The organism is Serratia sp. H1w (assembly GCF_000633355.1).
Taxonomy (GTDB): Bacteria; Pseudomonadota; Gammaproteobacteria; order Enterobacterales; family Enterobacteriaceae; genus Chania.
Genome location: NZ_AYMQ01000094.1, coordinates 147,551 through 167,406, shown reverse-complemented (window position 1 = coordinate 167,406; position 19,856 = coordinate 147,551). Strand labels below are relative to the sequence as shown.

General features: G+C 55.7%; 18 protein-coding genes. 15 read left to right on the top strand and 3 right to left on the bottom strand.

Annotated features, from left to right (window positions below; genetic code table 11):
- Positions 1-696: 696 nt before the first annotated feature.
- The 11 genes from osmY (at position 697) to yjjJ (ending at position 11,423) form a co-directional block, all read left to right on the top strand.
- Positions 697-1,311 (top strand): molecular chaperone OsmY, encoded by a 615-nt coding sequence (gene osmY / locus U869_RS0121645; protein ID WP_025120407.1) that lies wholly within the window; start codon positions 697-699, stop codon positions 1,309-1,311.
- A 142-nt stretch (positions 1,312-1,453) separates the two neighbouring features.
- Positions 1,454-1,615, top strand: coding sequence for a DUF1328 domain-containing protein (locus U869_RS31025; RefSeq protein ID WP_004933089.1), 162 nt, complete (start codon positions 1,454-1,456; stop codon positions 1,613-1,615).
- 57 nt (positions 1,616-1,672) lie between these two features.
- Entirely contained in the window at positions 1,673-1,858 is a 186-nt protein-coding gene (locus U869_RS0121635; RefSeq protein ID WP_024485503.1) for a CsbD family protein, read from the top strand.
- 10 nt (positions 1,859-1,868) lie between these two features.
- A complete protein-coding gene (locus U869_RS0121630) occupies positions 1,869-2,990 on the top strand; it encodes a patatin family protein (RefSeq protein ID WP_025120408.1) in 1,122 nt (373 codons plus the stop codon).
- On the top strand, positions 2,987-3,775 hold the full coding sequence (locus U869_RS0121625; protein ID WP_025120409.1) for a TatD family hydrolase: 789 nt from the start codon (positions 2,987-2,989) through the stop codon (positions 3,773-3,775). Before U869_RS0121630 ends, U869_RS0121625 begins: the two co-directional genes overlap by 4 nt.
- A 195-nt stretch (positions 3,776-3,970) precedes the next feature.
- Entirely contained in the window at positions 3,971-5,236 is a 1,266-nt protein-coding gene (locus U869_RS0121620) for a NupC/NupG family nucleoside CNT transporter (RefSeq protein ID WP_025120410.1), read from the top strand.
- A gap of 408 nt (positions 5,237-5,644) precedes the next feature.
- Positions 5,645-6,424 (top strand): deoxyribose-phosphate aldolase, encoded by a 780-nt coding sequence (deoC, locus tag U869_RS0121615; protein WP_025120411.1) that lies wholly within the window; start codon positions 5,645-5,647, stop codon positions 6,422-6,424.
- 99 nt (positions 6,425-6,523) lie between these two features.
- On the top strand, positions 6,524-7,846 hold the full coding sequence (gene deoA, locus U869_RS0121610) for a thymidine phosphorylase (RefSeq protein WP_025120412.1): 1,323 nt from the start codon (positions 6,524-6,526) through the stop codon (positions 7,844-7,846).
- Between the two features lie 74 nt (positions 7,847-7,920).
- Entirely contained in the window at positions 7,921-9,144 is a 1,224-nt protein-coding gene (deoB, locus tag U869_RS0121605) for a phosphopentomutase (RefSeq protein ID WP_025120413.1), read from the top strand.
- A 66-nt stretch (positions 9,145-9,210) separates the two neighbouring features.
- Positions 9,211-9,942 carry a purine-nucleoside phosphorylase gene (deoD, locus tag U869_RS0121600; RefSeq protein ID WP_025120414.1) on the top strand — a complete coding sequence of 244 codons (732 nt, stop codon included), beginning with the start codon at positions 9,211-9,213 and terminating at the stop codon, positions 9,940-9,942.
- Between the two features lie 137 nt (positions 9,943-10,079).
- Complete coding sequence (gene yjjJ / locus U869_RS0121595) at positions 10,080-11,423, top strand: type II toxin-antitoxin system HipA family toxin YjjJ (protein WP_025120415.1); 1,344 nt, start codon at positions 10,080-10,082, stop codon at positions 11,421-11,423.
- A 1-nt stretch (position 11,424) separates the two neighbouring features.
- On the opposite strand, the gene U869_RS0121590 is transcribed toward yjjJ, so the two are convergent.
- Entirely contained in the window at positions 11,425-12,111 is a 687-nt protein-coding gene (locus U869_RS0121590; RefSeq protein WP_025120416.1) for a YtjB family periplasmic protein, read from the bottom strand.
- A 102-nt stretch (positions 12,112-12,213) separates the two neighbouring features.
- Here U869_RS0121590 and serB point away from each other — a divergent pair, with 102 nt between their 5' ends.
- The 3 genes from serB to nadR are packed head-to-tail and all read left to right on the top strand — an operon-like array spanning position 12,214 to position 15,882.
- Complete coding sequence (serB, locus tag U869_RS0121585; protein WP_025120417.1) at positions 12,214-13,191, top strand: phosphoserine phosphatase; 978 nt, start codon at positions 12,214-12,216, stop codon at positions 13,189-13,191.
- A gap of 3 nt (positions 13,192-13,194) precedes the next feature.
- Positions 13,195-14,580 (top strand): DNA repair protein RadA, encoded by a 1,386-nt coding sequence (gene radA, locus U869_RS0121580; RefSeq protein WP_025120418.1) that lies wholly within the window; start codon positions 13,195-13,197, stop codon positions 14,578-14,580.
- 57 nt (positions 14,581-14,637) lie between these two features.
- The gene (nadR, locus tag U869_RS0121575) at positions 14,638-15,882 is read left to right on the top strand and encodes a multifunctional transcriptional regulator/nicotinamide-nucleotide adenylyltransferase/ribosylnicotinamide kinase NadR (protein WP_025120419.1); all 1,245 of its coding nucleotides are present in this window, start codon (positions 14,638-14,640) and stop codon (positions 15,880-15,882) included.
- A gap of 143 nt (positions 15,883-16,025) precedes the next feature.
- On the opposite strand, the gene U869_RS0121570 is transcribed toward nadR, so the two are convergent.
- Positions 16,026-17,027: a zinc-binding alcohol dehydrogenase family protein gene (locus tag U869_RS0121570; RefSeq protein WP_025120420.1), complete on the bottom strand. Its 1,002-nt coding sequence runs from the start codon at positions 17,025-17,027 to the stop codon at positions 16,026-16,028.
- 100 nt (positions 17,028-17,127) lie between these two features.
- Here U869_RS0121570 and U869_RS0121565 point away from each other — a divergent pair, with 100 nt between their 5' ends.
- A complete protein-coding gene (locus U869_RS0121565; protein WP_029987423.1) occupies positions 17,128-18,039 on the top strand; it encodes a LysR family transcriptional regulator in 912 nt (303 codons plus the stop codon).
- 46 nt (positions 18,040-18,085) lie between these two features.
- On the opposite strand, the gene ettA is transcribed toward U869_RS0121565, so the two are convergent.
- Entirely contained in the window at positions 18,086-19,753 is a 1,668-nt protein-coding gene (gene ettA / locus U869_RS0121560; RefSeq protein WP_025120422.1) for an energy-dependent translational throttle protein EttA, read from the bottom strand.
- Positions 19,754-19,856 lie beyond the last annotated feature (103 nt).

Sequence of the window (19,856 nt, the reverse complement as noted above, 5' to 3'; positions counted from 1 at the left end):
CGGTCTGTACACTCCCACAGGGAGAGGGGACTGACCGTGCAACCCATGGACTCCTGAATCTGGCCTTAGCACGGGCGCAGCATGCAGTGCCCCTACCCAGAGCCACATAACCTGCCGACGACGCTGAACTAGCTCCCTCGCCCTTTGGGAGAGGGCTGGGGTGAGGGGAGAAGGTTAGCTATTGCTACAGTCAAATGCTCTCATCTTGCTAATTATTAAACCCTCCTCACCAATCTATTCGCTTGAATCGAACAACATTTTTTGCGATCTGGCGGCAAGTTTTCGCTGATGGTCTATATTTATCAGGGTGCATCGCGACATCTGAGCGTAAAACACTGTTGTAGGCACATAATTTAGAGAGTTATTCGGTAGTGTTGCCGATCGGAGACAGTCCTATCTGAGCAATATCAATAAGATAGTGATGAGGATCCCAAACCAGCGACTAAATGTCTCCAATAGACGACAGTTTTACGCTTAATTGTTACTCGATTGTTTTGTTGTTGTTGATTTTTAACGGTGTTTTTAACTTGGCACGCGCATTGCAAAGTATTCATCGTAGCGGTAATCGTAGAGCAATAGTCCGGTCGTGAACGTTGATTGTATAGATTTCGTGAAGTATTCATTTGAGTTAGCCGCACTCTAGCGGCACAAGAGCCCACAGCAATTTGGGGTTCTACAACAAGAAGGAAGAGATCGATGAAAAATACCAAGTTTGCACATTCGCTGATGGCAGTCGTTTTGGGTTCGGTATTGGTTAGTGGTTCGGCCCTGGCTGAAGAAACCATGATGAACAAAGCATCCGGCGTCGTTGATAGTACTGGTGCCAAAATCGATAGCTCTATGAAAAAAGTCGACAACTATATGGATGACAGCGCCATAACGGCTAAAGTTAAAAGTGCGCTGGTTGACGAGAAAGCCATCAAAAGCACCGACATCTCGGTGAAAACCGAAAAAGGTGTGGTTATGTTGAGCGGTTTTGTCGCCACACAGGCTCAGGCCGAGCAAGCGGTTGAAGTCGCAGGCCGGGTTGAAGGGGTCAAATCCGTCAGCGATAAGCTGCACGTGAAAGATGAGGCGACCCAATCGGCGAAATCTTATGCCGGTGATACCGCCACGACCAGCGAGCTGAAAGCCAAACTGCTGGCCGATGACATCGTACCTTCACGCAACGTGAAAGTGGAAACCACCGATGGTGTGGTACAGCTTTCCGGTGAGGTGAAAACCCAGGCGCAGTCTGACCGTGCCGAAAGTATTGCCAAAGCCATTGATGGCGTGAAAAGCGTCAAGAACGATCTGGCAATCAAACCTTAATCGTCAGTAACAGTAAGCTAAGACTCCCAGGCGTAATGCCTGGGATGTACCACCAGAAAGAGAATAATCCGCAGTTTTAAGCCGCACCCAAACAGGGGCGAGCCGAACGCGAAATTTTTATCACCTTGGTAAGGAGAGGCTTATGTTTCGATGGGGCATTATATTTTTAGTTATTGCATTGATCGCCGCAGCACTGGGTTTTGGTTCGTTGGCAGGTACTGCTGCCTGGGCCGCCAAAGTGGTGTTCGTGGTAGGGATAATCCTGTTCCTGGTCAGCCTGTTTACCGGCCGTCGGCGCCCTTAGCGTCTCCCTAAACTGTAACAAAACTTGATTGTTTTTCTTGGCGCCAGGAGGTCAGTTATGAATAGCGACATCATTGTTGGCCGTTGGAAACAGCTGAAAGGCCAGGTATGGCAGGCATGGGCGGAGTTTTCCGGCAATGACGGCCTGTGGCTGGCAGGGAGCAATGACTGCCTCTCTGGCGTATTACAAGAAGATTACGGAAGAGAGCAAGAAGAGGTATCCTCGGGAAAACGGCCACATTGAGGATACGGGGTTGGGATATAGAATACCCATCACGCTCGGTAATATTGAACCCCTAGCGTATAAACCATACCGGCCTGGTAAAATGGCGCTGGTGTGCGAGGGCGGCGGACAGCGCGGTATCTTTACCGCAGGCGTGCTGGATGAATTCCAGCGTGCCCGCTTTAACCCTTTTGATCTGATGATCGGCACCTCTGCCGGTGCACAAAACCTCTCGGCCTTTGTTTGTGGCCAGATGGGCTATGCACGGCGGGTGATCACCCGTTACACCACCTCTGCCAATTTCTTCAACCCGTTGCGCTTTGTGCGCGGTGGGCATCTTATCGATCTCGATTGGTTACTGGATATCACTGCGCAACAGTTGCCGCTGGCCTTTGATGTGGCGGAGCAGCAACTGGGCAATGGCCGTGAATTTCTGATGTGTGCCTGCCGCAGCGATGACTTTGCACCGGTTTATCTCCCTGCGACACGGGATAAATGGTTACCGGCGATCAAGGCATCCAGCGCCATTCCAGGTTTCTACCGCATGGGCGTAGAGCTGGACGGTATCAGCTATCAGGACGGCGGCATCAGCGATGCCATCCCGGTGGAAGAGGCCTATCGCCGTGGGGCGGATACCATCGTGGTGATCCGTACCGTCCCTTCACAGATGGTATATACCCCGAAGTGGATGAAACGCATGGAACACTGGCTGGGTGAAAGCAGCCTGCAACACATGGTGCGAGTATTACAGCACCACGAGCAGAGCTATTTACGCATCCAGCAATTTATTGAAAAGCCGCCCGGCAAACTGCGCATCTTTGAGATATTCCCGCCTAAGCCGCTGGCAAGTAGCGCGCTCGGCAGCCGTTTGCCGGCGCTGAATCGCGATTATCATCTGGGCCGCCGCTGTGGGCGCTATTTTCTGGCGACGGTTGGCCACTGGCTGTTGGAGCAGGAGAAGCTGGATGGCATGAAGGTGAAAAAGCCGCTCTCGCGTCGTCTGATCCAGCCGGAGAAGGTGCGGATGCCTTCGCCGATTATCACCGATGTGGTCAACCCGCTGAGTCATGGCGTGCAGCCTGAAACACCGTTGACCACGCCAAAAATCATCCTGCCCGGCGAGATCCCTCCGGGTGATGGAGAGGCGCTGTGAGTTACGCCTTTACCGATACCCATTGCCACTTTGATTTCCCCCCTTTTAGCGGTGATGAAGCGGCGAGCCTGACACTGGCTGCCCAAGCCGGGGTGCAGCAAATTATTGTGCCTGCGGTAACCGCCGATCGCTTTGTGCGGATCCTCAAACTGGCGCGCGAACATGCTCCGCTATTTGCCGCACTGGGACTACACCCGTTGTATATCGCCCAGCACCATGATGCACAGTTGGAGCAACTGGCCGCTTTCCTGGTCAGCAAACCACCGAAACTGGTAGCGGTGGGGGAGATTGGTTTGGATCTGTTTATGGCGGAGCCGCAGTTTGAGCGCCAGCAGACGTTGCTCAAAGCGCAGCTCAAGCTGGCAAAGCAGTATGATCTGCCGGTGATCCTGCATTCTCGCCGCAGCCACGATCAGTTGGCCGCCGCATTGCGCCGTAGCGAGGTGCCGCGCCGTGGGGTGGTGCACGGCTTTGCGGGTAGCCTGGCTCAGGCACAGGCCTTTATACGTCTGGGTTATTACATTGGCGTTGGGGGGACGATCAGCTACGAGCGGGCGCAGAAGACTCGTCAGGTGATGGCGCAGCTACCGTTGACCGCACTGCTGCTGGAGACCGATGCGCCGGACATGCCGTTGGCGGGTTATCAGGGGGAGCCGAACCGGCCAGAACGGGCTGCGGAAGTGTTCCAGGTGCTTTGCCAGCTGCGGCCTGAATCTGCCGATGAAATTGCCGGGCAGCTACAACAAAATAGCCAATCGCTGTTTGCATTAAATTCATACTCTTAAGTTATAACGTGATTTTCGTCACGTTATTAGGTTTTGAGTTGCTTCCACTTGTATATATTTGTGACATCAGACGAGTCTCATCCCGCCTCCCTCAGTATAATTGCGTCCCATTATCGCCCCTGGATAACCCGTTTCAGCTCGTTGGCCGGGGGCATTTCTTCTTCGCAACAGGGACATACTCGTATGCAACTCTTCATGAGCCTGGTCGGTATGGTGGTGTTGATCGCCATTGCTGTGCTGCTTTCCAGCAACCGACGCGCTATTAAACTGCGTACCGTACTCGGCGCGTTTATCATCCAGATTGGCATTGGCGCGCTGGTGCTTTATGTCCCGGTAGGGCGTCGTATTCTTGGCGGCATGTCGGAAGGGGTCGCCAACGTTATCGCCTATGGCAATGAAGGTATCTCGTTCATCTTTGGCGGTCTGGTTTCCGACAAGATGTTTGAAGTGTTCGGCGGCGGCGGTTTTGTATTCGCACTGCGTGTGTTGCCGGTGATCGTGTTCTTCTCCTCACTGATCGCCGTGCTCTACTATCTGGGCATCATGCAGCTAGTGATCAAGATCCTCGGTGGCGGTTTGCAGAAACTGTTGGGCACCTCGCGTACCGAATCCATGTCGGCCACGGCCAACATTTTCGTTGGTCAGACCGAAGCGCCGCTGGTGGTACGCCCTTATATTGCCACCATGACCCAGTCTGAACTGTTTGCCGTGATGTGCGGTGGCCTGGCTTCGGTCGCCGGTTCCGTGCTGGCGGGCTACGCGCAGATGGGCGTGCCGTTGGAATATCTGATTGCCGCTTCCTTTATGGCTGCCCCAGGCGGGCTGTTGTTCGCCAAACTGATGGTGCCGGAAACCGAGAATACCCAGGACCGAGCCGACGCAATGAAGCTGATCGCCGAGGAAGACCGTCCGGCCAACGTGATCGACGCTGTTGCCTCGGGTGCTGCTTCCGGTATGCAATTGGCGTTAAACGTTGGGGCGATGCTGTTGGCCTTTATCGCGCTAATCGCGCTGCTGAACGGCATTCTTGGCGGCATCGGTGGCTGGTTCGATTACCCGCAACTGTCACTGGAACTGATCCTGGGCTGGGTGTTCTCACCTATCGCCTTCCTGATCGGGGTGCCTTGGAGTGAAGCGATGGTGGCCGGTTCGTTTATCGGCCAGAAGGTGATCGTTAACGAGTTTGTCGCCTACATGAACTTTGGTGCCTATCTGCGTCCCGACGATGTGGTGGCTGCTGAAGGACTACAGGTGCTGTCACAACACACCAAGGCAATCATCTCCTTTGCGCTGTGCGGATTTGCCAACCTGTCTTCCGTGGCGATCCTGCTGGGTGGGTTGGGTAGCATGGCACCAAATCGTCGTCACGACATTGCCCGCTTCGGTTTGAAAGCGGTGACCGCCGGCACCTTATCCAACCTGATGAGCGCCACCATCGCCGGTTTCTTCCTGGCGTTGTAAGCTATACTTGGCACCAACAACCAGGCTTTAAAGTGCCTTGGCACTGATGCTGAATTCGTAGGGGCGCGGCATGCTGCGCCCGCTACTTTTTGAGTCTGGTTGCCTGCAAAACGGGCATTCGCCTGCTGACCACCGTCTCTTTAGTGAATATGTGAACAATATCGCGTTATTTTGTGATGATCTTCACATATAATTAAGTCCTGTTACAGTGCTATCGTGTGTAGTGTGAATCAGAACACAAATATGCCAGACTGATCGTGTTCAAATGCGTCCGTCGGCTATTCAATATCGAAGGGCTATGTGCGGTGAGAAGGATCTCAGTTGCTGGCGTGGGAACACCATCCTGCGCGCTATCTTCAAGGAACCAAGTCCGCTCGCCAACATCAGATTGCTCAGTTGGAGAGTTTTATGACCGAATTAACCGCAGCAGCGCAACGCGCGCTGAACCTGATGGATTTAACCACGCTGAACGAAGATGACACCGACGAGAAAGTGATCGCGTTGTGTCGTCAGGCGAACAGCCCGGCAGGCCACACTGCCGCCGTCTGTATCTATCCGCGTTTTATCCCGATTGCCCGCAAAACGCTGCGTGAGCAGGGGACGCCGGACATCCGTATCGCCACCGTCACCAACTTCCCGCATGGCAATGATGATATCGACATCGCCGTGGCGGAAACCCGTGCGGCTATCGCCTACGGTGCCGATGAAGTTGACGTGGTCTTCCCTTACCGTGCATTGATGGCCGGTAACGAAAGCGTGGGTTTTGAGCTGGTCAAACAGTGCAAGCAGGTCTGTGCCGCTGCCAACGTACTACTGAAAGTGATCATCGAAACCGGTGAACTGAAGCAGGCGGAACTGATCCGTAAAGCCTCCGAGATCTCCATCAAGGCCGGGGCTGACTTTATCAAAACCTCTACCGGCAAGGTGCCGGTCAACGCCACGCTGGAAAGCGCTGAGTTGATGATGACCGTGATCCGCGATATGGGCGTCGGTAAAACCGTTGGCTTCAAGCCAGCCGGTGGCGTGCGCACCGCAGAAGATGCTCAACAGTATCTGCAACTCGCTGAACGTCTGCTGGGGGAAGGCTGGGCCGATGCTCGTCACTTCCGCTTTGGCGCGTCAAGCCTGTTGGCCAGCCTGCTGACCACGCTGGGGCATAGCACCCAAGCTGCGGGCAACGGTTACTGATTTTCTCTCACGCCTGGTTGCGTTGGGGCTGCCAAGCGGCCCCGTTAACGCGGCGCACAGACGTATCGAATCACGATTTATCCAAAACAGGGGGCTACTTTGTTCCTGGCACAAGAAATTATCCGTAAAAAACGTGACGGGCAACCGTTGAGCGAAGCCGAAATCCGCTTCTTCATTAATGGCATTCGTGACAACGTGGTGTCGGAAGGGCAGATTGCCGCGCTGGCGATGACCATCTATTTCCACGACATGACCATGCCAGAGCGCGTCGCGCTGACCATGGCAATGCGTGATTCCGGCACGGTGCTGGACTGGAAAAGCCTGTCACTGAACGGCCCGATTGTCGATAAACACTCCACCGGCGGCGTGGGCGACGTTACTTCGCTGATGCTTGGCCCGATGGTGGCAGCCTGTGGCGGTTACGTACCGATGATCTCAGGCCGTGGCCTGGGCCACACTGGCGGTACGCTGGACAAGCTGGAAGCGATCCCAGGCTTTGATATTTTCCCAGACGACAACGTATTCCGTAAGATTATCAAAGATGTGGGCGTGGCGATTATCGGCCAGACCAGCTCACTGGCTCCGGCGGACAAGCGTTTCTACGCTACGCGTGATATTACCGCGACCGTCGACTCCATCCCGCTGATCACCGGCTCTATTCTGGCGAAGAAACTGGCCGAAGGGCTGGATGCGCTGGTGATGGACGTTAAGGTCGGTAGCGGTGCCTTTATGCCGACTTACCAACTGTCTGCCGATCTGGCACAGGCGATCGTGGGCGTGGCCAACGGAGCCGGTTGCAAAACCACCGCGCTGCTGACCGATATGAACCAGGTGCTGGCATCCAGCGCGGGTAATGCGGTAGAAGTGCGTGAAGCGGTGCGCTTCCTGACTGGCGAATATCGCAATCCACGTCTGCTGGAAGTGACCATGGCGCTGAGCGTGGAAATGTTGCTGTCTGGCGGCTTGGCTACCGATGATGCTGACGCACGTGCCAAACTGCAAACGGTGCTGGATAACGGCAAAGCGGCGGAAATCTTTGGCCGTATGGTCGCAGCACAGAAAGGCCCAAGCGACTTTATCGAGCGTTACGGCAGCTATCTGCCAGCCGCGACGTTAACCAAGCCGGTTTATGCCGAAAAACCAGGTATCATTACCGCAATGGATACCCGAGCACTGGGTATGGCAGTGGTATCATTGGGCGGTGGCCGCCGTCGTGCGACCGACAGCATCGACTACAGCGTTGGCCTGACCGAGATGGCTCGTCTGGGCGACAATGTCGATACCCAGCGTCCGTTGGCGGTGATCCATGCCAACGACGAAGAGAGCTGGCAGCAGGCGGCAGATGCAGTGCGCGAAGCGATGACGCTGGGCGATAAAGCGCCAGAAGTCACGCCGGTGGTGTACAAACGCATCACGGAATAACCCCGGTCTACAGAATCAGGCGTGGCAGCGGCCTTTTCGCTGTCGCCCTCAGCGTGAATACGCAGGAGAGTATGATGAAACGTACATTTATTATGGTATTAGACTCATTCGGCATTGGCGCGAGTGAAGATGCCAAAAGCTTTGGCGATGAAGGTTCGGATACGCTTGGCCATATTGCTGCTGCCTGTGCGCGTGGCGAAGCCAACGTGGGCCGTAGCGGCCCGCTGACCCTGCCAAACCTGAGCCGTCTGGGTCTGGGCAAAGCGGCGGAAGAATCCACCGGCAAGTTCCCGGAAGGGTTGGATAAAAACGCTGAAATCATCGGTGCTTATGGTCATGCCAGCGAGCTTTCCTCCGGTAAAGATACCCCGTCAGGCCACTGGGAAATTGCCGGTGTGCCGGTATTGTTCGACTGGGGCTACTTCTCGGATGAGCACAACAGCTTCCCGCAGGAACTGCTGGATAAGCTGGTCGCGCGTGCCAATCTGCCGGGCTACCTCGGCAACTGCCACTCCTCCGGTACCGTGATCCTGGATCAACTGGGCGAAGAGCACATGAAAACCGGCAAGCCGATTTTCTACACCTCTGCGGACTCGGTATTCCAGATCGCCTGTCACGAAGAGACTTTCGGCCTGGATCGTCTGTACGAGCTGTGTGAGATCGCGCGTGAAGAACTGACCGAAGGCGGCTACAACATCGGCCGTGTGATTGCCCGTCCGTTCCTGGGTAACAAGCCTGGTGAGTTCCAACGTACCGGCAACCGTCACGATCTGGCCGTTGAGCCGCCGGCTCCTACCGTGCTGAAAAAGCTGGTGGATGAGAAGGGCGGTGAAGTGGTTTCCATCGGTAAGATTGCCGATATCTATGCCAACGTGGGCATTACCCAGAAAGTGAAAGCCACCGGGATCGACGCTTTGTTCGACGCCACCCTGGTCGAGATGGAAAAAGCCGGTGACAACACCATCGTGTTCACCAACTTTGTTGATTTCGACTCCTCTTACGGCCACCGCCGTGACGTAGCAGGCTATGCCGCTGCGCTGGAGCTGTTCGACCGCCGTCTGCCTGAGCTGCTGAAACTGGTTAAAGGGGATGACATCATCATCTTCACCGCTGATCACGGCTGTGACCCAACCTGGCCTGGCACCGACCACACCCGCGAGCATATCCCGGTTCTGGTCTATGGCCCGAAAGTCAAACCAGGTTCACTGGGGCATCGTGAAACCTTCGCCGACATCGGCCAGACCGTCGCCAACTATTTTGGCCTGTCACCGATGGATTACGGCAAATCAATGTTCTAATACCGCTTTTGATGACGCTGGCCTGCAAGCCAGCGTCTTTTTTTACCTGAATTGAGGGAAGTGACTATGGCTACGCCACATATTAATGCTGAGATGGGTGATTTCGCAGACGTAGTGTTGATGCCAGGGGATCCGCTGCGGGCAAAATTCATCGCAGAGACCTTCCTGGAAGGCGCGGTGGAAGTGAACAACGTGCGCGGCATGTTGGGTTTCACCGGTACTTACAAAGGCCGTAAAATCTCGGTGATGGGCCATGGTATGGGTATCCCATCCTGCTCTATCTATGCACGTGAACTGATTGCCGAGTTTGGCGTGAAGAAAATCATCCGTGTCGGTTCTTGTGGCGCGGTGCGTGACGACGTCAAATTGCGTGACGTGGTGATCGGCATGGGCGCTTGCACCGACTCTCAGGTTAACCGCATGCGTTTCAAAGGCCATGACTACGCGGCGATTGCCGATTTTGACATGGTGCGTAACGCGGTAGACGCTGCGGCCGCACAGGGCATCCCGGCGCGCGTAGGTAACATCTTCTCCGCCGATCTGTTCTATACGCCAGATCCAGATATGTTCCAGGTAATGAAGAAGTACGGCATCTTGGGCGTAGAGATGGAAGCAGCAGGCATCTACGGCGTGGCCGCAGAGCTGTATGAAGAGTTCGGTTGCACGGCGTTGACCATCTGTACCGTTTCTGACCATATCCTGCGTCACGAGCAGACCACCGCTGCCGAGCGCCAGACCACCTTTAACGAGATGATCGTTATCGCGCTGGAATCTGTCCTGCTGGGCGACAAAGCGTAATGACCTCGGGGGCGTAGCACGCTGCGCCCCCTATTTATCTATTCACCCTGACAGCCATCTCCATCGCCAATCCTTTACCTTTCCGCTAATTAGCGCTAATACTCTATTTATTACTCTATTCACGGATCTATTCACCGATGAGCAATGTAGAGCAAATTTTGCGTAATGGCCCTGCTACGTCCTACCAATTGATTGGCGCGTTGGGCATTAGCCAACCCACGCTATCGCGGCGTCTCCGCGATTTGGCGGGGACAGTGCTGACCATCGGTAGAGGCCGTGCTACGCGCTATGCTCTCAGACGCGAGGTAGGAGGAGATTCCCACTTCCCACTGTATCAAATCGATAAGTTGGGTAAGGCGCATCTGTTTGCCACGCTCTATCCGATCTTTCCGGCTGACAATTGCGCGGTGCTCAATGAGCAAAACGGCGAGTGGCACCTGTTCGATGGTTTACCTTGGTATCTGAATGATCTGCGTCCGATAGGTTTTCTTGGCCGAGCCTGGGGGAAAGCCGTTGCACGACAGCTTAGGTTGCCGGAAGACGTCCAGCAGTGGAATGAGGAGCAGCGTCTGTTGGCGCTGTGTCACTATGGTGAGGATATGAGTGGCGATCTGTTGCCGGGCGCAGAGAGTTATCAGCGCTGGGTAACGAGCGCGGCTGCAATTCCGGTGCCGATGGCTGACAAGACCAAGCATTACGCTACGCTGGCTGCACGTGCACTAGCGGGGGAACTGATTGGTTCTTCTGCCGGTGGCGAGCAGCCCAAGTTTACGACCTATGCTGAACTGGCAAGCGATCGCTGCCGCCATGTGCTGGTGAAGTTCAGCGCTATACCCAACAATCCTGTCGCACAGCGCTGGAGCGACTTATTGATCGCTGAGTCATTGGCGTTGCAAGTGGTCGCCGAGTCCGGATTGTTTGCTGCGCCTGCAAGAGTGCTGTTTGGTGATGACCGGCAATGTTTTTTGGAAAGTGTACGCTTCGATCGCATTGGCGAGCATGGCCGAGTCGGGCTCGTTTCACTGGAGGCGCTTGATGCCGAATTTAGCGGCAGCGGTGGTGCCAACTGGGTCACGGCAGCGGAAAGGTTATTGCAGCAGAAGATCATCGCTCACCACACTTGTCAGGCGATCTGCCTGTTTTGGGCATTTGGCCGGTTGATTGCCAACAGTGATATGCATCAGGGGAATTTATCGTTCTTGCGTACGGAACAGTGGCCAACGATGTTGGCTCCGCTGTATGACATGTTGCCGATGACGTTTGCCCCGGCCAATAGTGGCAATATGCGACAAACGGCGTTGGAAATCAGATTGGGCAATGAAGTCAGCGGTATTATTTGGCGGCAAGCGGAACGGATGGCTCTGGTATTCTGGCAACTGACGGCTGAGCACCCGCAGATCAGTAAATCGTTCCGGGCCATCGCTAGTGAAATGTTGGCACAGCTACAGGCGCTGAATGATCGCATTCAGCGCCTGGCCTAGCTTACTCTTTTTTGCTCTCTTCCTGCTCTGCCGGTTTTTCGTCTTCGCCATCGTCTACCGTGTTTCCTTCTGCCAGCGGTGTGTTGGCGGTTAACAGGTACGGCGACTGTTGCCAGCGGCTGCGGCGGCCTTGCAACAGGGTGCGCGCCAGAATAATACCAATGGCCAGCGCCAGCAGGATCATCAGGCGTAATAGGTTGGTGGTGTTATCCACCTGCTTGGATTCGGTAGCAAGTACGTGGGTATCCAGCGTTACGCGGATAAAGCCTAGCGGACCATCTTTGCCCTGGATTGACTCCACGAGCTGGTGGTTGAAGTAGCTGCCCGCGCGTTTGCCATCCAGCGCCAGTCGATCGCGTACGCTGATCTGTTCGCCGGAATGGGCAATCAGGGTACCGTCCAACTGATAGACGCTGGCGTCCAAAATGCGGCTGTGATCGGTCAACTGCTTGAGAATGCGCTCAACCTGCTGATTGTCTATGTCGCTGTCGTCGTCCATCAGCGGTGATAGAGTGAAAGCCACTTGCTTAGTCAACGTTTGTGCCAACTCTTCGACCTGTTCCGATCGCGCCATTTGATGGCTCAGGCTAAAATAGGAGGCACCCTGCATCAACAGCACCAGCAACGCCAGGCAAATCAGGATGATCGTGGTGCGATGCAGGCGGAATTTCAGTTTAGCTTTAGCCATAAGGCTTCCTTGGGGTATGGGACACTTTATGTTGCCAGAAGCAATGGCGATAGGATAGCTTGATGCGTCGTTTTATCATGCAGTGTAATTCAGGAGCTAAGGATGCCAAATAGTCTGACCTATTGCGATCTCCCCGCTGAGATCTCTCAATGGCCGGGGTTGCCTCTTTCATTGAGCGGTGACGAAGTCATGCCGCTGGATTATCGGGCGGGCCATACCGGTTGGCTACTATATGGCAGAGAACTGGATAAAGAGCGCATTACACAGTTCCAACGCAAGCTGGGTGCCGCAATGGTGATCGTGACGGCCTGGGCGGTGGAAGATTATCAGGTGGTTCGCCTGGCGGGGACGCTGTCTGCCCGCGCCAAACTGCTGGCGAACGAAAGCGGGCTGGACGTTGCCCCGCTGGGCAAGATCCCCAACCTGCGCAAGTCGGGCTTGCTGGTGATGGATATGGACTCGACGGCGATCGAGATTGAGTGCATTGACGAAATCGCCAAGTTGGCTGGCGTCGGCGAGCAGGTCAGTGAAGTGACTGAACGCGCAATGCGTGGCGAACTCGATTTTACCGCCAGCCTGCGCCAACGCGTAGGCACGTTGAAAGGGGCCGATGCCAATATCCTCAAGCAGGTACGTGACGAATTGCCGCTGATGCCTGGTTTGACCAGCCTGGTGCGCAAGTTGCAGGCGCTGGACTGGCACGTGGCCATTGCCTCCGGCGGTTTTACCTATTATGCCGAGTACCTGCGTGACAAGCTCAAACTGGTGGCCGTGGCCGCCAACGAGCTGGAAATCCGTGATGGTAAGCTGACCGGCGAAGTGCTGGGGCCGATCGTGGATGCGCAATTCAAGGCTGATACTCTGGTGGCGCTGGCTGAGAAGCTGGGGATCCCATTACAGCAAACCGTGGCGATCGGCGACGGTGCCAATGATTTGAAAATGATGCAGGTTGCCGGGCTGGGCATTGCCTATCACGCCAAGCCTAAGGTCTATGAGAAAGCGCAGGTCTCGATCCGCCATGCCGATCTGCTGGGAGTGCTCTGTGTGCTCTGCGGCAGTTTGAAACACGAAGTGAGGTAAGTTGTGGCAAAAGCAGTAAAACGGGCATTTGTCTGTAATGAATGCGGTGCTGACTATCCGCGCTGGCAGGGGCAATGCAGCGCCTGTCAGGCCTGGAACACCATTACAGAAGTGCGCCTGGCTGCGGTCTCCTCTTCCGCTGCCCGCAGCGAACGTAGCGGCTATGCGGGCGATGCCGGCATCAGCAAGGTGCAAAAGCTTTCGGACATCAGTCTGCAGGAGTTGCCTCGTTTCTCTACCGGCTTTGTTGAATTTGACCGCGTACTGGGCGGCGGCGTAGTGCCGGGCAGTGCGATCCTGATCGGCGGCAACCCCGGTGCAGGTAAAAGTACGCTGTTACTACAGGTGCTGTGCAAACTCGCCGAGCAGATGAAAACCCTGTATGTCACCGGCGAAGAGTCGCTGCAACAGGTGGCGATGCGTGCCCATCGTCTCGGCTTGCCGACCGGTGGCCTGAACATGCTGTCGGAAACCAGCATCGAGCAGATCTGCCTGATCGCCGAGCAGGAGCAGCCGCGGCTGATGGTCATCGACTCGATCCAGGTGATGCATATGGCGGATATCCAGTCATCACCCGGCAGCGTGGCGCAGGTGCGCGAAACGGCGGCCTATCTGACCCGCTTTGCCAAAACCCGTGGCGTGGCAATCGTGATGGTTGGGCACGTCACCAAAGATGGCTCGCTGGCCGGGCCGAAAGTCCTCGAACACTGCATCGACTGTTCCGTATTGCTGGATGGTGATGCCGATTCTCGTTTCCGTACGCTGCGTAGCCACAAAAACCGTTTTGGCGCGGTCAATGAGCTGGGCGTGTTCGCCATGACCGAGCAGGGATTGCGTGAGGTGAGTAACCCTTCCGCCATCTTCCTTAGCCGAGGTGATGAAGTGACCTCCGGCAGTTCGGTGATGGTGGTTTGGGAAGGCACCAGACCGCTGTTGGTTGAGATCCAGGCGCTGGTGGATCACTCGATGATGTCTAATCCACGCCGGGTTGCCGTGGGGCTGGAACAGAACCGGTTAGCGATCTTGTTGGCGGTGTTGCATCGTCACGGTGGTTTGCAGATGTCCGACCAAGACGTGTTCGTCAACGTGGTGGGTGGCGTCAAGGTGAGCGAAACCAGCGCCGATTTGGCGTTGCTGCTGGCGTTGGTCTCCAGCCTGCGCGATCGCCCATTGCCTAACGATTTGGTGGTGTTTGGCGAAGTGGGGCTGGCAGGGGAGATCCGCCCGGTGCCGAGCGGCCAGGAGCGTATTTCCGAAGCGGCCAAGCACGGCTTCAAGCGGGCGATTGTGCCGCACGCCAACGTGCCGAAGAAACCACCGGCCAATATGCAGGTGTTTGGCGTCAAGAAGCTGGCGGATGCGCTGGACGTGCTGGAGCAGTTTTATTAATTGCCGCCCGCTGCGCGGAATATGCTATTTTGTTTAGCATAATAAACGGGAGGGGTTATGCGGCAGTTCGATTATCTTAAAGCAGCGATTAAGCAACAGGGATGTACCTTACAGCAGGTAGCCGATGCCAGTAGCATGACCAAAGGCTACCTCAGCCAACTGCTGAACGACAAAATCAAAAGCCCGAGCGCGCAGAAGCTGGAAGCCCTGCACCGTTTCCTGGGGCTGGAATTCCCGCGCCGCGAAAAGAAAGTCGGCGTGGTGTTTGGTAAATTTTACCCGCTGCATACCGGCCATATCTATCTGATCCAGCGCGCCTGTAGCCAGGTCGACGAGCTACATGTGATCCTGTGCCACGATGAGCCGCGCGATCTGCTGCTGTTTGAGAACAGCTCGATGTCGCAACAGCCGACGGTCAGCGATCGCCTGCGTTGGTTGTTACAGACCTTTAAGTACCAGAAAAACATCCACATTCACTCTTTCGACGAAAAGGGCATCGAGCCTTACCCGCACGGCTGGGACGTGTGGAGCAACGGCGTGAAAAGCTTTATGGAGCAAAAGGGTATCGTCCCGAGCTTTATCTACTCCAGCGAAGAGCTGGACGCCCCCCGTTACCGCGAACATCTGGGGATTGAAACCATCCTGGTGGATCCGCAACGCTCCTTTATGAATATCAGTGGTGGCCAGATCCGCCGGGATCCGTTCCGTTATTGGGACTATATCCCCACCGAGGTAAAGCCGTTCTTTGTGCGTACGGTGGCGATCCTGGGCGGTGAGTCCAGCGGCAAGTCCACGCTGGTCAACAAGCTGGCTAACATCTTCAACACCACCAGCGCCTGGGAATATGGCCGTGACTACGTGTTCTCCCACCTGGGCGGTGACGAGATGGCGTTGCAGTATTCCGATTACGACAAGATTGCGCTTGGGCAGGCCCAATACGTGGACTTTGCGGTCAAATACGCCAATAAAGTGGCCTTTATCGATACCGACTTCGTTACCACGCAGGCGTTCTGTAAGAAGTATGAAGGGCGGGAGCATCCGTTCGTGCAGGCGTTGATCGACGAATACCGTTTCGATCTGGTGATCCTGTTGGAAAATAATACCCCTTGGGTGGCCGACGGCTTACGCAGCCTGGGTAGCCCAGTCGATCGCAAGGCGTTTCAGTATCTGCTGGAAGAGATGCTGCACGCCAATAACATCGAATATGTGCACGTTGAGTCGAGCGATTACGAGGAACGCTTCTTGCGCTGTGTTGAGCTGGTGCAGCAACTGTTAGCGGCGGATGCCAGCCGATTGGTGTAATGCCAGAGGATGGTGCTACAAACTCACTCCTTTACCAAATAGCGACTCCAGAACAGCTCCCTCTCCCTATGGGAGAGGGTTGGGGTGAGGGGGATATCCTCGAAATATCAAAGTAATAGAATTTACCAATCACCCCCATCAACTTAGTAAGTTATTACTAACTTACCCTGCATATGCCCATCCAGCAGCTTGGCATGAGCGGCGGTCAAAGTGTCTACCGTCAGCCCCTGTAGCGTTTCGCTCAGCGTGGTGCTCAGTTTGCCAGCATCGAGCAATTGCGCCACCTGTTTGAGTATCTCCCCCTGTTGGGCAATATCCGGCGTGGTAAACATGCTGCGGGTAAACATAAACTCCCAATGCAGCGCAGCGCTTTTCAGCTTCAACGCATTCTGATCCAGCGGTTGGCTGTTCTCGACGATGGTACAGATATGGCCGAGCGGGGCGATCAGATCGCTGATGGCTTGCCAGTGACCGTCGGTATCGTTCAGGCACAGGATGTAATCCACGTGCTCAATGCCCTCCTTGGCCAGATTAGCTTTCAGATCACGATAATCCACCACCAACTCAGCGCCACGTTCGCGGCACCAGGCCGCAGATTCCGGGCGAGAGGCTGTTGCGATGACTTTCACCTTGCTACGCTGTGCTGCCAGAGGGATCGCCAGCGACCCCACGCCACCGGCACCGCCGATGATCAACAGCGTTTTGCCAGCATCGGCATGCTGAATATGCAGGTGTTCAAACAAGGCTTCCCAAGCGGTGAGCGCGGTCAGCGGCATCGCAGCGGCCTGCGCCCAGTTCAGGCTGGCAGGTTTATGCGCCACGATACGGGAATCAATCAGCTGATGGGTGCTGTTGCTGCCCGGACGGGTGATGTCCCCGGCATACCACACCTCATCGCCCGGCTTAAAACCGCTAACGCTGCTGCCGACTTCAACTACCACGCCGCTGGCGTCCCAACCGAGAATGCGTGGCTGCTGTAAGCCATTCTTTTGCAGGCCTGCATGAACCTTGGTATCTACCGGGTTGACGGAAACGGCTTTCACTGCCACCAGCAGATCGAATTGGCTTGGTGTGGGTTTCTCTGGGGTGATCTCGATAAAACTGGCTGGATTTTTTGGATCGACGGCAATCGCTTTGATTAACATAACTGTGCTCCTTAACAAGAATAGACACAGTGTAGACCTTGGGGAGTGGAGTGATAAGATGGACAATAACTAACTAAGTGTTCGTCTGAGGTGAACAATAATGTTCAAGCAGTTACAGGATATGGCGTTGTTTGCGCTGGTGGCCGAGTGCGGCAGCTTTACCGCAGCAGCCAATCGGGCTGGTTTGCCCAAATCCAGCGTCAGCCAACGAGTCAGCCAACTGGAACAAAAGCTTGGCCTGCGTTTGCTCAACCGCACCACCCGCCAGCTAAACCTGACCTTTGCCGGTGAGCGTTATCTTGAACATTGCCAGGAGATGCTGTCGGCTGCCGAACGTGCCGATCTGGCCTTGCAGCGGTTGCGCGACAACCCCAGCGGTCGCCTCCGTATCTCGACGCCTGCCGGGTTGGGAGCAACCTTGTTGCCGCGTCTGGTAGCGGATTTTCAACGCCAGTACCCGGATGTGTCGTTGGAAGTGTCGGTGTCGGATGCCATGGTGGATATGGTGCAGGAGGGGTTTGATGCGGCATTGCGTACCGGCAGGCCGCAGGATTCTTCGTTGATTGGCCGCCGGCTGGGGCATGCTCCCCGCTATTTGCTGGCTTCACTGGAGTATCTGGCCCAGCACCCGCCTTTGCTGCACCCACAGCAGTTACAGCAGCACCTTTGTATTGCTCACCGATCCTGGCCCGCCTGGATCCTGCGCCGTGGTGAGGAGTATTACCGTTGGCAACTGCCGCTGCGCAATACCACCGATAATCTGCTGTATGCGCGTGAGTGTGCCATTTTGGGGGCAGGTATTACGCTGTTACCCGCGTTCCTCAGCCGTGAGGTGGTGGCGCAAAAGCAATTGGTGGAAGTGTTGCCAGAGTGGCAGGCTGAGGGCAACGAGCTGTATCTGGTTTACCCGAGTCGCAAGCTGAATTCACCGGCGTTGGCCTGTTTTATCGATGTGGTGATCCAGCATCCGGTCTTTGTGGACTATGCTCTGGCGCTGGATTGGGGGCAATAAAAAGCCCGCGCATGCGGGCTTGAGAGCGTAGAAAGTCTAGCCGATGTTACTTGGTGACTTTCTTGTACTTGATACGGCGAGGTTCCAACGCATCGGCACCCAGGGTACGTTTTTTGTACTCTTCGTATTCGGTAAAGTTGCCTTCGAAGAACTCCACCTTGCCTTCATCCTGGTAGTCCAGAATGTGGGTAGCAATACGGTCGAGGAACCAACGGTCGTGCGAGATCACCATCGCACAGCCTGGGAACTCCAGCAGGGCGTTTTCCAGCGCGCGCAGGGTTTCAATATCCAGGTCGTTGGTCGGTTCATCGAGCAGCAGTACGTTGCCGCCAACCTGTAGCAGCTTGGCCAGATGCAGACGACCACGCTCACCACCGGACAGTTCGCCCACGCGTTTGCCCTGATCGACACCTTTGAAGTTAAAGCGGCCTACGTAGGCGCGGCTTGGCATTTCGGTGTTGCCCACGCGCATGATGTCCTGGCCGCCGGAAACTTCTTCCCACACGGTTTTGGAATTATCCATGCTATCGCGGAACTGATCGACCGAGGCCAGCTTGACGGTATCACCCAGCACGATGCTGCCGGAATCAGGCTGTTCCTGACCGGACATCATGCGGAACAGCGTAGATTTACCCGCGCCGTTAGGGCCGATGATGCCGACGATGGCCCCTTTCGGTACCGAGAAGGTAAGGTCTTCAATCAGCAGGCGGTCGCCGTAGGATTTACGCAGGTTGTTAACTTCCACCACTTTATCGCCCAGGCGGGTGCCCGGTGGGATAAACAGTTCGTTGGTTTCGTTACGTTTCTGATATTCGGTGCTGTTAAGCTCTTCAAAGCGTGCCAGACGGGCTTTGCCCTTGGACTGACGACCTTTGGCACCCTGACGTACCCACTCCAGCTCTTTCTCGATCGACTTGCGGCGAGCGGCTTCGGTTGAGGCTTCTTGCGCCAGGCGAGCGTCTTTCTGCTCCAGCCAGGAAGAGTAGTTACCTTCCCACGGAATGCCTTCGCCACGGTCCAGCTCGAGGATCCAACCGGCCACGTTATCCAGGAAGTAACGGTCGTGGGTGATTGCCACTACGGTGCCTTCGAAGTCGTGCAGGAAGCGTTCCAGCCAGGCCACGGATTCGGCATCCAGGTGGTTGGTCGGTTCGTCCAGCAGCAGCATGTCTGGTTTTTCCAGCAGCAGGCGGCACAGCGCTACGCGGCGGCGCTCACCACCGGAAAGGTTGGCGATTTTCGCGTCCCACTCCGGCAGGCGCAATGCATCGGCGGCACGCTCCAACTGGGTATTGAGGTTGTGGCCATCGTGGGCCTGAATGATTTCTTCCAGGCGGCCCTGTTCAGCGGCCAGCTTGTCGAAGTCAGCCCCTTCTTCGGCGTACAGTGCGTACACTTCATCAAGGCGTTTCAGGGCACCGACCACTTCGGCCATGGCTTCTTCTACCGACTCGCGAACGCTGTGCTCCAGATTAAGCTGCGGTTCCTGCGGCAGATAGCCGATCTTGATGCCCGGCTGTGGGCGAGCTTCCCCTTCGATATCGGTATCGATGCCGGCCATAATGCGCAGCAGGGTGGACTTACCGGAACCGTTCAGGCCCAGCACGCCAATTTTTGCCCCAGGGAAGAAACTCAGGGAGATGTTTTTCAGTATATGACGCTTCGGCGGTACCACTTTGCCGACGCGGTGCATGGTATAGACGTATTGAGCCACGTTGCTCTGAGCCTCTTAATCAGTTTTTATAGGATGTCTGGCGGCACGAGTGTAGCCCGTTTCAGCACCGGATCCCAGATCCCCTACGACGATCGCCAAGTAT